8 protein-coding genes and 2 pseudogenes are annotated in these 10,902 nt (G+C 51.5%); 3 read left to right on the top strand and 7 right to left on the bottom strand.

Annotated elements, in window-relative coordinates; genetic code table 11:
- The 3 genes and pseudogenes from ACLRGG_RS18100 to ACLRGG_RS18110 form a co-directional block, all read right to left on the bottom strand.
- Window positions 1-111: pseudogene (locus ACLRGG_RS18100) on the bottom strand (IS3 family transposase); the annotation flags it as partial.
- 326 nt (window positions 112-437) lie between these two features.
- A complete protein-coding gene (locus ACLRGG_RS18105) occupies window positions 438-905 on the bottom strand; it encodes a DUF6392 family protein (protein WP_416251072.1) in 468 nt (155 codons plus the stop codon).
- A complete protein-coding gene (locus ACLRGG_RS18110; protein WP_416251073.1) occupies window positions 905-2,584 on the bottom strand; it encodes an S-type pyocin domain-containing protein in 1,680 nt (559 codons plus the stop codon). Before ACLRGG_RS18110 ends, ACLRGG_RS18105 begins: the two co-directional genes overlap by 1 nt.
- Window positions 2,585-3,059: 475 nt before the next feature.
- Here ACLRGG_RS18110 and ACLRGG_RS18115 point away from each other — a divergent pair.
- Both ACLRGG_RS18115 and ACLRGG_RS18120 read left to right on the top strand, forming a co-directional pair.
- Window positions 3,060-3,203: pseudogene (locus ACLRGG_RS18115) on the top strand (transposase); the annotation flags it as partial.
- Between the two features lie 285 nt (window positions 3,204-3,488).
- On the top strand, window positions 3,489-3,659 hold the full coding sequence (locus ACLRGG_RS18120; protein WP_416251074.1) for a hypothetical protein: 171 nt from the start codon (window positions 3,489-3,491) through the stop codon (window positions 3,657-3,659).
- On the opposite strand, the gene ACLRGG_RS18125 is transcribed toward ACLRGG_RS18120, so the two are convergent.
- Window positions 3,656-4,273, bottom strand: a complete 618-nt coding sequence (locus ACLRGG_RS18125) for a Fic/DOC family protein (protein WP_416251101.1) — start codon at window positions 4,271-4,273, stop codon at window positions 3,656-3,658. The genes ACLRGG_RS18120 and ACLRGG_RS18125 overlap by 4 nt on opposite strands.
- 639 nt (window positions 4,274-4,912) lie before the next feature.
- Entirely contained in the window at window positions 4,913-5,068 is a 156-nt protein-coding gene (locus ACLRGG_RS18130) for a hypothetical protein (protein ID WP_416251075.1), read from the bottom strand.
- Between the two features lie 569 nt (window positions 5,069-5,637).
- On the opposite strand from ACLRGG_RS18130, the gene ACLRGG_RS18135 reads away from it, so the two are divergent.
- Entirely contained in the window at window positions 5,638-7,056 is a 1,419-nt protein-coding gene (locus ACLRGG_RS18135; RefSeq protein ID WP_416251076.1) for a sugar porter family MFS transporter, read from the top strand.
- Between the two features lie 172 nt (window positions 7,057-7,228).
- On the opposite strand, the gene fumA is transcribed toward ACLRGG_RS18135, so the two are convergent.
- Complete coding sequence (gene fumA / locus ACLRGG_RS18140) at window positions 7,229-8,875, bottom strand: class I fumarate hydratase FumA (RefSeq protein ID WP_416251077.1); 1,647 nt, start codon at window positions 8,873-8,875, stop codon at window positions 7,229-7,231.
- A gap of 174 nt (window positions 8,876-9,049) precedes the next feature.
- The gene (locus ACLRGG_RS18145) at window positions 9,050-10,561 is read right to left on the bottom strand and encodes a DASS family sodium-coupled anion symporter (RefSeq protein WP_416251078.1); all 1,512 of its coding nucleotides are present in this window, start codon (window positions 10,559-10,561) and stop codon (window positions 9,050-9,052) included.
- Window positions 10,562-10,902: the final 341 nt, after the last annotated feature.

Here is a 10,902-nt window from a genome sequence, read left to right on the forward strand (position 1 = left end):
CTGCATGCCTGGCGTATGCTCACCGTATACTGCGTCGTCAGATAGCTGGCGAGCTCACGCTTTATCGCTGGTTTTAAAGCTTTTTTCGATGACGTCTTTCAGCGCCCGGCTTCGACAGACTTCAGAACGGCGATGATCGGGTGCCCGGTGAATCGGATTTTACGCATAGCGATTTCCCCGGGGACATAATCAGTATGTCGGAAGATCTCTAAAAGTGAATGGGCCGTTTTGGTGGGATACTTACAGCTGTATATGGTAGAACACCAACAAAGTTCTGGGGTTGCAATAAATGCGACTTCCTTTAGTCGACTGTAGCCATGTGGACTTCTTACCCTGCCAATAGATCATGATTCAGCCTCTTATGGTGATCTGCACGTTTATTGTACCGGTAGAGGCGGGGATGTTGGTAACGGCCCCGAATGGAGCCGTTATGGCAGTTACCAGCGGAGTTCTGATGTTGATATGAATGCAACCTCTTTGACCCGCTCTTGTAAGTCGTAATCAACTTGCATGCTAATAGGGATATGGAAATCCATCACTGTGAACAAATCAGTGTAGCCAATCTCTTGGCGTAGCCGCTTCCGGGGAGGCAAGAATCTGTCAGGAGGGCCAAATTGTGTATGAACCCAGGATCGCACCATTTCAGGTCGTAGGGGAGATGGCAGCTCATTCGGAAATTTATAGTTCGCTTTCTTCTCATTCTGCAAAAAAAGCTCAATTGAAAAAAGCGTTGTACCTTCCCGCTTAAAGGCTAAGTAAAGCCCTTCATTCATCATGCTTAACGTGAGGTCAGGATCTCCCGGGTAACCTGTAGGTTTGGTCTTGTAGGGTATCAATCCTGCATCAAAAATTTCTTGATACGTCTTACCTAAGCAGCGAATCAATGCTTCGACATTAACGTTCATTAGTATAATCCCTGTTCCTGATTTAATTGATGCATCTTAGCTTTGGCTTCATCGATTTGACTATCTGTTACGCCACGCTCCTTCAGCGCTGAGCGTATAGTCTCAATGTCGCGTTTTACTGCTGCTCGCAAATCTCTGGAGTCTTGCTGTATTTGCGTCGGGTTATTTCTGCGACCATAGGTGGCACTGAGTTTTTGGTGGATATCAGCAGGAATGATGATAGAAGCAACGTCTTTCGCCATACGGTCAATTTCGGCCGGTTTTGCGTCTGGGAATTCACGTCGTAAGTAGGCTCGTACTGCTGCTGCCGATGGCATGTGATCAGCATGAGTACCATTTCGCGGTCTACCTGTGAAATTGCTGTATAAATCGACTTCCAGCAGTTTTACCGGAGGCTTGCTGAGGTAGATGTAGATCGGCGGATGGACGTTGCCCGGAAACACCAGAATGTAATCCCGGAAGTCCTTTTCCTCTGGCAGTGGCGTGGTGGTGATGGTTACGCTCTGAATATCCGGGTGCTCAAGTCCCGGTATCGTGACGGTTCCTGCTTTTGGGTTGTTATTGCCTGTATTCCAGCTATCTTGTGACCCCGGTGTGTTTGCTGGCGTCCATGTGATTAACGGCTTATCGCTTCGTTCATCTCCCCAGAATTCATAGCTGCCATCGCTCTGCTTCTCCAGCATCCTGACACGTACCTGATCACGACCACTGTCGGAACTCGTGTGATAACCAACTGCTTTCAGCTTCCCGCTATCGTCGTCGGTGATCCAGTTATAGCGGATGCGAGTAGGGACCGTGCCCTTACTGTGAGCCACTTCCAGCAGTTTCTGAGGCGTGAGCAGGTCGCTCTGCTCGCCTTTGAGATTCGACTGAATGATGGCACCCATGACCACGAACGGCAGATTCATCGCCAGCCGCCCGCTCCAGACTTCTGGGCCAGAAAGGTGTTTCAGCGTATGAGTAAGGGCTCTTGCTGCATCCTGATTCGATTTAGCCGTTGCACCTCCCGCTGCTGCTGCCATTCCGGCCTCCGCTGTACCGCCCATAACTACTGGCGGTGGGGGAAGTGGCATAGCTTCCGCTTCACCAAAGAAGAAGCCAGTTACTTTATCAAATAGGGATTTTTTCTTCGGCGCTTCTGGTTCTGGTGGCGGTGAAGTTTTCTTCTTCGCAGCCTGAGCGTGCTGTTCAGGCTCCGGGGCTGGCTGTGCGGGTTGTGACTGATAGAAGCTCATTTCGCCGATGTTGCTTTGTGGCTCTTCTGACTCCCCTGCATCGGTATTACCAGTACCACGCAGGACAGATTTTGCGAACACAGGGATAGCGGCTACAGCGGCGGTGGCCGCCATTTTGGCAATGGGCCATTCCGCTGCCCGCTTGCGGTGCTCCTCAAAAGGATCGCCGGGACTATCTTCCACCCAAAGTGTCGTGCTGCCCAGCACCTGATTATTTTTGCAGTTACAAAGCACCTGATCGCCAGTGGCAACACAGGGTTTGTCTTCCGCGAAGTGGTATGCAGTACCATTTATCTGAAATGGCCCATTACACGTTTCCTTTGGACACCATGCCATATCGCCATTCAGGGCAATATTCCGTTCTTCGATAATCGTCGAGGAAGCTGAAATTACCTCCCCACCACTCGTGGTCTTGTCTCCAGGTCTTACCAGTGCTCTGGTCATAATCCTTCATGAATCATATTGATATCGCAGACATAATATCCAAAAAGCGACTTAACTCAAATTAATTTGTATGCAAAATCGCCATGCCTTGCAACTAAACGTATTTCAGGCAAGAAGCAAATAAAACAAAAAAAAGTGGGTGGGCCTCACGAAAAACCAGGCAGTAGAAGTCTCTTAACTTAAGAGATAGGCTTGGATATAGCGGGTCAAGAACAAGCCCGACAATCGGTTAGCCGCTCGCGGGTCAGTAATGATAATGCGTATGTGGAGTCGCTGTTCCGGACGGTGAAATACGTGCCACAATGACCTGCGGTGGGGTTAAGCACGCTGGAGGAAGCGCGTGAATGGGTATGTGTTTTTACGCGTTGGTATAACGAGAACCACTGCAGTAGCCCCCTGAAACACCAGACAGTAGCTGTATCTCCAGATAAGAGATAGGTTTGAATATATGTCTAACACTAACGCCAATTTTGAGATGACCAGGATCCTGTCAGGGCAAGAAGCCCGTAAACGTAAGACTCCTCAGGAGAAAATCGCCATTATCCAGCAGACGATGGAGCCGGGCATGAATGTTTCCCATGTCGCCCGCCTGAATGGCATCCAGGCCAGCCTGTATTACCTGTTCTGTGCCTTTCAGTGTGGACTGACCCCATGACCATAAGATCAATTTCGTTTTGCTCGGCCTGGCGGCACAGTGCATGAGTCACGGTCTCGAATCTAAGCAGACTTGCCTGACTGGTTATGCCAGCTATTTGCAACAAAGACTGAGCTGCCTCCAGTGATTCTGATTTTCCATTCACCATCACCAGGTGGCAGGTCAGGCTTGATGTGAATTTGCGTAGAAATTTTGGTATACTGTCTGAACGATGTGTTTCAGCCCAGATTCTGCTTTTCAGGAGTAATTATGAAAAACAACAAAAAAACTCAGGCAAGCTACGCTAAGCCATCTCGTGCCGACATCGTTCGCTCAGTAGCAACATCTACGGCTGTTGAAACGGGGCAGTCCTCCGCGAAGATCGAAGCCTCACTTGAAACCACGCGCGAAAAATTTGCTCATTTGCGTCTTGCGGTTTAATTCCTTTTTAATGCCTCACTGACCCAGTGTTTCATCGGCTCGTAGTCCATTGACATGCCAGCATGGATAGACGAGATATACAGGGGTCTGCTTTGCTCCCAGCTTTGATAATCCAGCGGTTTGTATCCACCCTGGACGGCCATCACGTCGGCTAATAGTCGCGACAGGCGCCCGTTTCCCTCTCTGAATGGATGTATGAGTATCAGCTCGACATGGGTGATGGCGATAGCGGTGATGAGTTGTTCTTCGTCCATGCCGCTACATGGCGTGAAATGAGCCAGATACCTGGTGTCGAATTCGTTCAGCAGTTTTGGCAATTGTGTTGAAGGGGCAAACATAAAGCCGCTTTTGCTGATATTGACCGCTCTTTCTTGTCCAGCCCACTCGAAGATGTTACCTAACCAGCGGCGGTGCCAGCTTTTTAGTATGGCTACGCTGAGCTGTCCTTCCGGGAACTGTTCTTCAAAAACAGACTGGTATAGTTGTTCTAACAGGACAAGCTCAGCCTCATCCATCTCATCAGAAGTAGCGAGCCCCAGCTTATTAGCCAAAACATGCTCCCCAGAGTCTTTCTCATACTGGCCTTCACTGCTGGATACATGGTATCGGCTAATGGAGATGCCCTGTGTTATTAGAGGGATGGAAAAACAGAGGGATTATAACGCTGGATGAGTGCAGGAAACAATATTCTTAAAATCAGATAGTTACAGAAATGTAGGTTAAAATGTGGTTTTCAATCTCTGGTGGTAAATAATCGTTATTAATCAGCGTTAACACACCAATGCATCATTGGGGTACAGGCCGGGTAGTCTTTATACCTGCCAGTATTTTATGTTCAAAATCAAACTGTTTTTGATACGAAATGACATCAGTCAAATACAGGGGAAGACATAATTTTGTCTGCAGGCAGGTGGTATTAAAATGCAGATCGTAGCCTCAATCGGCTTTCACGATCAGAGTTCGTTTATAATCCGTGACTTGGTCGTCTCATACCCGGAATCGGAGATCAGTCCTTCTTCAGGCATCTGTCGGGCTTTCTTTAAGCGTTCAACCGAGCTGGTTTCATTACCCGCTTCGCCTGTCGCAACGCCGCCTGCAAATTCCGAATTATTAGCAAAATTACCAAATCCGCCCGATTTGGCCCTTAACTCTTCCAGCTCACGCTGACGCCTTTTCTCACGCCAGGCTTGCTCATGCGCCTGCGCGATTTTATAAATTTCCTGAGGTTTATCTTCACGTAATCCACCGGACTGTTAACGGTAAACTTTTCCGCCGCTGGCCAGGTCGGGCTGCGAAAGCGCATTAATGTAAAGCGTGCTGCCAAAAATGACCGCTTTGATCTGAGCATCTTTCAGATCCTGCCAGCGGACATCAGTCGGTGTAAATCCTCCAGGCAAACTGCGCGTCATGCTAATAAATCGGCCCGATGTCGCGCTGACCATTATTCTGCGGCGGTCCAGTGAAAACAGACGTCGTTGAATCGCCACTTTTATTAATTTTACACCGCTCACCAGCACAGAATTCAGATAGCCATATGCTTTTTCGGAACCAAAGTGGTAACCGATCGTAAAAAAACTTCGCGTATTATACCTGTTTGATAATCCTCTTTAAGAATAATCTGCTTTTATATGGAGGGTGTTGCTTTACCTATGAAGATTTATCTCATTGAAAAATAATGTTTATGTAGAAGGGGGTGTTTGTTTCCTCTATAGCGAAGCCCGGTCGGGAATTGTAGTGAAACGGTATTACGAACCGCTTTTCAGTCGGCCCTGACAACGTTGTCATCGTCGTTAAACTGCCGGACATCAAGCAACGATGAATCCCTCTGGCCGTTAAAACCCGCACAGACGGGATCCCCATCACAATTGTGCCCTGCTTAGCCAGATTGTCCATGCTTTGGGAGCGTTCGGCCTAATGCTGAGAGTCGGCAGTTTTGTATGCTTTGCGGCTACAGATGCCTGATAAGCGGAGCCTGAAGATGTCTCTTGTAAACGAAAATGTGATTCCTGTAGACGATCGCAAACGTAAAGTACGGCGCATGAATGCTTTTATCTCCATATCGGCCGCGTTTGCTGGTCTGCTATTTGGTCTGGATATTGGCGTAATTTCCGGGGCGCTGCCTTTTATTACGCAGCACTTTACGCTGAACAGCCACCAGCAGGAGTGGGTGGTAAGCAGTATGATGTTGGGGGCGGCTGTTGGCGCGCTTTGCAATGGTTGGGTTTCACACCGCCTGGGCAGGAAATACAGTTTGATGTCCGCTGCGGTGTTATTTATCGTGGGGTCGCTGGGTTCTGCCTTTGCGGTTAATCTAGAACTTCTGCTGATCTTTCGCGTATTGCTGGGTGTGGCGGTCGGGATTGCCTCCTACACTGCGCCGCTATACCTGTCTGAAATGGCCACTGAACATATCCGTGGCAAAATGATCAGCATGTATCAGCTGATGATAACGGTGGGCATCGTACTGGCTTTCCTGTCCGATACCGCGCTGAGCTTCAGCGGTAACTGGCGGGCGATGTTGGGTGTACTGGCGATACCCGCCGTTATCCTTTTCATCCTGGTGGTATTTCTGCCTAACAGTCCGCGCTGGCTGGCGGCAAAAGGCATGCACATTGAAGCAGAAGAAGTGTTGCGCATGCTGAGGGATACCTCAGAGAAGGCCCGCCAGGAACTGAATGAGATCAGGGATAGCCTGCGCATGAAGCAGGGCGGGTTCTCGCTGTTCAGACAGAACCGCAACGTAAGACGTGCCGTTTTCCTTGGCATGCTGTTACAGGGAATGCAGCAGTTTACCGGCATGAATATCATCATGTATTACGCGCCGCAGATCTTTAAAATGGCGGGTTTCCAGAGTACCCAGGAGCAGATGATTGCCACGGTGATCGTTGGGCTGACCTTTATGTTTGCCACCTTTATCGCGGTGTTCACCGTAGACAAGGCGGGCAGAAAGCCGATTCTGAAAATAGGCTTTTCGGTGATGGCATTTGCCACGCTGATCCTGGGGTACTGTCTGCTTAAAGCGGGGGAAGGGGAGATCTCTACCGGACTTTCATGGGTATCCGTCGGGATGACTATGCTTTGCATTGGTGGCTATGCCATGAGTGCCGCGCCGGTCGTGTGGATACTTTGCTCGGAGATCCAGCCGCTGAAGTGCCGTGACTTTGGTATAACCTGTTCAACCACCACCAACTGGGTGGCAAATATGCTGATTGGCGCGACCTTCCTGACGCTGCTGGGCAGTATCGGCGCGGCGGGGACCTTCTGGCTGTATACCGGTTTTAATCTGGCGTTTATCGTTATCACCGTGTTCCTGGTGCCGGAGACGAAAAACAAAACGCTTGAGCATATCGAAAAGAATCTGATGGCAGGTAAAAAGCTGCGCGATTTAGGGCAGTAGCTAGGCCAGTAGCGTACTGCAGATAAGCCGAGGGCGCACCAACACTGGCGCGCCCTCGGCTTAATGCTTAATGCTTAATGCTTACGCTGCGTCGCATAGCCCGCCTGGGACGCAGAGCAGTGGCAGCCAGCTTACTTCACGCGCTGAGCACAGAGCAGCGCTGACGCCCGAATTACTTCACGCACTGCGCGCACTGCTTGTGCTGGATTTGCGCGAAGAAGTCATTGCCCTTATCGTCCACCAGAATAAAGGCCGGGAAGTTCTCAACCTCAATCTTCCAGATAGCCTCCATCCCCAGTTCGGGATACTCCACGCACTCAAGGCTTTTAATACTCTGCTGCGCCAGTACGGCGGCCGGTCCGCCGATGCTGCCCAGGTAGAAGCCGCCGTGCTTGTGGCAGGCATCCGTTACCTGCTGGCTGCGGTTGCCCTTCGCCAGCATAATCTTGCTGCCGCCGTTAGCCTGTAGCAGGTCAACGTAGGAATCCATACGTCCCGCCGTGGTTGGGCCAAGCGAGCCAGATGCATAGCCTTCTGGCGTTTTTGCCGGGCCTGCGTAATAGATCGGATGATCCTTAACGTACTGCGGCAGCCCCTCACCGCTATCAATGCGCTCCTTCAGCTTCGCATGCGCGATGTCACGCGCCACAATGATGGTGCCGCTCAGCGAAAGGCGGGTAGAGACGGGATACTGCGACAGCTGGTCGAGGATCGCGGCCATTGGGCGGTTGAGATCAACCTGTACGACATCGCCTTCACCTTGCTGACGCAGCGCGGCAGGGATAAAACGGCCCGGATTATCTTCCAGCTTTTCAATCCAGATGCCGTCTCGGTTGATTTTGGCCTTGATATTGCGGTCGGCAGAACAGGAAACGCCCATGCCAACCGGGCAGGAGGCGCCGTGGCGAGGCAGGCGAATGACGCGGATGTCATGGGCAAAATATTTGCCGCCAAACTGCGCGCCCAGTCCCAGCTTTTGTGCTTCCAGCAGCAGTTCCTGCTCAAGCTGCACGTCGCGGAACGCCTGGCCGTGCTCATTGCCTTCCAGCGGCAGGCCGTCGTAGTAGTGAGCAGAGGCCAGCTTCACCGTTTTCAGCGTACTTTCCGCCGAGGTGCCGCCGATAACAAAGGCAATATGGTAGGGCGGGCAGGCTGCGGTGCCCAGCGAGCGCATCTTCTCGGTCAGGTAGCTTTTCAGCTTTCCGGGACTAAGCAGCGCTTTGGTTTCCTGATAGAGATAGGTTTTATTCGCCGAGCCACCGCCTTTCGCGATGCACAGGAACTTGTATTCATCGCCATCGACGCTGTAGAGGTCGATCTGAGCCGGCAGGTTAGTACCGGTATTGACCTCTTTATACATATCCAGCGCGGCGTTTTGCGAATAGCGCAGGTTGTCTTCGATATAGGTGTTATATACGCCGCGCGAAAGGGCGGCTTCGTCCCCGCCGCCGGTCCAGACGCGCTGGCCTTTTTTACCCATGATGATTGCGGTGCCGGTATCCTGACAGGTGGGCAGGATGCCCCTGGCGGCAATTTCCGAGTTTCGCAGAAACTGTAGCGCCACATACTTGTCGTTTTCGCTGGCCTCAGGATCGTCGAGTATCGCTGCCACCTGGCGCTGGTGCGCGGGGCGGAGCATAAAGGAGGCATCGTGGAAAGCCTGCTGGGCCAGCAGCGTCAGCGCCTGCGGATCAACTTTGAGGACTTCCTGTCCCTCGAAAGAGGTGACGGAAACGTGGTCGCGGGTAAGCAGGTAGTAGTCGGTATCCTCGTGGGCAAGGGGGAAAGGGTTCTGATAGGTGAACGTTTTATTCGACATTGTTTTTCTCACTTAATGACGTGTTGCTCCTTGCTCAATCTGCTGGCAGGGAGAGCATCACCGGCGACATTTTATTTTTATCCTGGCCCGTCAGCCGTAATGGCTGACGGGCCAGGTCTGGGGGATGGTACGACAGCGCGAGGCAGAGTGCATGCTTTCGCGCAGGCTGGCGGATCAGAACATCATCACCATCCACGGATAGGCAATCAGCATCAGGGCACAGAGGAAAATAGCACCAAAAATGGTTCCTAACCGCCAGTAGTCTTTGGTTGGCAGATAACCACTGCCGTAGTAAATCGGACTTGGGCCGGTGCCGTACGGGGTGATAATCCCCATCAGACCGAGAGACGTACACATCATCAGGCAGAATACCGGCATATTGATGCCAGGTATGGAGGCGGCAATAGTCAGCATGGCTGGCAGCAGCGCGGTGGTATGTGCGGTGGTACTGGCAAACAGGTAGTGCAGCAGGAAGAAGGCAACCAGCAGCACCACCGCAGAAATCTGTGGATCGTAGCCGTGCAGCAGGGTGGCGCCCTCTTTGCCCAGCCAGGCAATAAAGCCGACGCGGGCCAGACCATCCGCCAGCGCAACCAGGGTGGCAAACCAGGCGAAGGTGTTCCATGCCGCCTTGTTGCTGGTAATATCGTTCCAGTTCAGTACGCCGGTCCACAGCATCAGCACAATCACCAGCAGGGCGGCCATAGCGGGTTCAATCCAGGCGGTGGCGAAAATCCACATCAGCAGGGCACAGACCACGAACCCCAGCAGCAGAATTTCATTACGGGTCAGCCTGCCCAGTTTTTCCAGTTCACGGCTGGCCCAGCGTGGAACTTCATCATTAAACTTCACTTCCGGCGGATAGAGCCAGTAGGCCAGCAGCGGCATGGTGAGGATCAGCAGCAGACCCAGCGGCAGGAAGGCCAGGAACCACATCCCCCAGGAGATATCGAAGCCGATAACGCTTTTCACCAGCGCCAGCGCCAGCAGGTTAGGGGCCAGAGCCGACAGGAACATTGAGCTGGTAATACAGGCGGCAGTGATGGCGACCCACATCAGATAGGAGCCAATTTTACGCGCGCTGGGATCGTTAGGTTTGGAATCATACAGCGGCGGCAGGTTGGCAATAATGGGGTAGATAGTCCCGCCGCTGCGCGCGGTGTTAGACGGGGTAAAGGGAGCCAGCAGCAGGTCGGCAAAGGTAATGGCGTAGCCCAGCGTCAGGCTGCGACGTCCGAGGTATTTTACCAGAATCAGCGCCAGACGACGGCCAAACTGCGTTTTGTCATACCCGGCGGCAAACATAAAGGCCCCGAAGATAAGCCACACCGTAGAGTTGCCAAACCCGCTGACCGCCCATTTAAACGACTCACTCGCCATTTTGAATTTGGGACTGGCTATTTCCGCCGGGCTGAACAACACCCACTGACTGAAGAGGGCGATGACCACCACGCCGGTGAGGCCAATCACGGCACCCGGCAGGGGTTCAAAGATCAGGCCGACAATCACGCCGACAAAGATGGCAAAGAAGTGCCACGCGTAGGGTTCAAGGCCATCAGGCACCGGAACCAGCAGCAGCAGCACGGCCACCAGCACCGGCAGGAACAGCATGATCAGACGTTTTTTTTGCCCTGGAGAGGCAGGAACGGCTTTCGCCGATTCACTCATTGCGGATGTTTGTTTCATAGTAGTTTTCTGCAAGTTATTAATAATGCGTTTTACGCCCCGGCACAGATATTTGCTTTTTTTAGTTTAAAAACCTTTTTTTAACGTTTTAGCCGTGGCCTCTAAATGGACTTTTTCCCTTTTCTTCACTTTTATCCGTCTTATTTAAGTGAATGTGAATATAATGCGATTATTCGGAATATAGATTTTGATCTGGATCAATAAATATTTCCGCATCGCTTTATTTTTCAATAATCCTTAACCTTTGAGCGGTTTTAAGCCTGCCATAATTACCCATTTTTGCCCTGGATCCATAGGGTTAATTTCCATAACTTTCATAAGCATTCATTGTAATCCTATGA

Origin of the sequence: Erwinia sp. PPS120, from assembly GCF_047918655.1 — a bacterium.
GTDB lineage: Bacteria > Pseudomonadota > Gammaproteobacteria > Enterobacterales > Enterobacteriaceae > Erwinia > Erwinia tasmaniensis_A.

Coding starts and splice junctions, on each gene's coding strand:
- ACLRGG_RS18105 (WP_416251072.1), bottom strand. CDS start 905: ATGAACGTTAATGTCGAAGCATTGATTCGCTGCTTAGGTAAGACGTAT.
- ACLRGG_RS18110 (WP_416251073.1), bottom strand. CDS start 2,584: ATGACCAGAGCACTGGTAAGACCTGGAGACAAGACCACGAGTGGTGGG.
- ACLRGG_RS18120 (WP_416251074.1), top strand. CDS start 3,489: ATGAAAAACAACAAAAAAACTCAGGCAAGCTACGCTAAGCCATCTCGT.
- ACLRGG_RS18130 (WP_416251075.1), bottom strand. CDS start 5,068: ATGACGCGCAGTTTGCCTGGAGGATTTACACCGACTGATGTCCGCTGG.
- ACLRGG_RS18135 (WP_416251076.1), top strand. CDS start 5,638: ATGTCTCTTGTAAACGAAAATGTGATTCCTGTAGACGATCGCAAACGT.
- fumA (WP_416251077.1), bottom strand. CDS start 8,875: ATGTCGAATAAAACGTTCACCTATCAGAACCCTTTCCCCCTTGCCCAC.
- ACLRGG_RS18145 (WP_416251078.1), bottom strand. CDS start 10,561: ATGAAACAAACATCCGCAATGAGTGAATCGGCGAAAGCCGTTCCTGCC.